Here is a 1,481-nt window from a genome sequence, read left to right on the forward strand (position 1 = left end):
TCGATCGCTTAACCATCTATCAGTACGCCGACGTCCGATCTCACCGGTCAGTGTGGGAGACCAGTTAACCATTGAACTAGAAATCGAAAACCCCACCCTCGGACCTCAAAGCCTATTACAAATTCAGGATATGCTCCCACCAGAACTCGGAGCAATGACCAAAACACCAGTAGCTAGCATTCCAGCCCAAAGTGTCCATCGCTGGGTTTATTACCATCCCACCGCCAAACGAGGAGTCTATCGGTGGCACCAGGTACAATTGAGAACTGCCACACCCTTGGGATTATTTTGGTGCCGTCGCCGTCGATATGTTAGCGCTAGGGCAGTAGTTTATCCCACTGTACTTCCCCTTACTCGCTGTCCCCTAGTGGATGAAATTGGTAAAGAGGACAGTATGCAAGTCCAAAGCGATCGCAAATCTCAATCACTTAGCCAAGACCTTACCAAAGCACTACGACCTTACCGAGTTGGTGACCCTACCCGTCTGATTCACTGGCGCACCAGTGCTCGTTACGGTGAATTACTGGTACGGGAGTTAGAAGTATTGACTGGTTCTCAAGAAATTATCATCTGCCTCGATAGCTCCAGTCAATGGCATCCGGAAGACTTTGAACAAGCCGTTATTGCTGCTGCTTCTATTTACTCCTATGCTTGTCGGACTCAGCCAAATGTCAAATTATGGACACCGAGAACAGGGTTATTGCACGGTAACTCAGTAGTGTTAGAAGCCCTTGCTGCCACCCAAGCCGGAGTTGATGGGAAAGCTGAAGAGCAACCCTATTTACCTCCTTATCTACCCTTGATCTGGCTGACTCAAAATCCTGTTAGTCTTAACTCCCTACCCCCTGGAAGTCGTTGCTTACTTTGGCCAAAAGATGTATCCGTGGTAAACCCAGTCCCACAACTCAAACGCAATAGTGTGGGAATTGTAATTAATACGACTGAGCCCCTAAAACCCCAGTTACAGCAACCGATCCCATAGCCAATAAGCTGTGGAACGCAACGAATTATGAACGTATTAATGGTCGTGTTGTTTGCAGTCTGGTCTTCTGATTTAGGGTAAACGATAGGGTTTTGGTATTTATTAGCACCAATTCAACCGATCGAACAATTATCCTAAACATATGTATCGCTATCCCAACGATCAACAAATATCCGATTTACCTGTAAGACAGTACGATACAATTCTAAGAACTCTTTCACAACTCAATTTTACTAAATGACTACATCACCAATAGCTAATCAAGCCAGTGATAGTAAACTGGAGGCGATGCAAAACTTTGCTCAGACTTATGCTCAGCGCACTGACACTTACTTCTGTGTTGACCCAAGCGTAACTGCTGTGGTGATTGAGGGACTTGCCAAACACAAAGAAGAACTCGGTGCTCCCTTATGCCCTTGCCGCCATTATGAAGACAAAGAAGCAGAGGTGAAAGCTACCTTCTGGAATTGCCCTTGCGTTCCCGCATGGGCACACAAGG

The 1,481-nt window shown here is 46.5% G+C and carries 2 protein-coding genes; both read left to right on the forward strand.

Going from position 1 to position 1,481, the window contains the following annotated elements; all coding sequences use genetic code 11:
• Positions 1-982, forward strand: a 982-nt coding sequence (locus F6K20_RS38215; RefSeq protein ID WP_287298388.1) for a DUF58 domain-containing protein, incomplete at its 5' end; no start/stop codon positions are given.
• 237 nt (positions 983-1,219) lie between these two features.
• Positions 1,220-1,481, forward strand: a 262-nt coding sequence (locus tag F6K20_RS38220) for a ferredoxin-thioredoxin reductase catalytic domain-containing protein (protein WP_287298390.1), incomplete at its 3' end; no start/stop codon positions are given.

It is taken from the genome of Moorena sp. SIO2C4 (assembly GCF_010672485.1).
GTDB lineage: Bacteria > Cyanobacteriota > Cyanobacteriia > Cyanobacteriales > Coleofasciculaceae > Moorena > Moorena producens.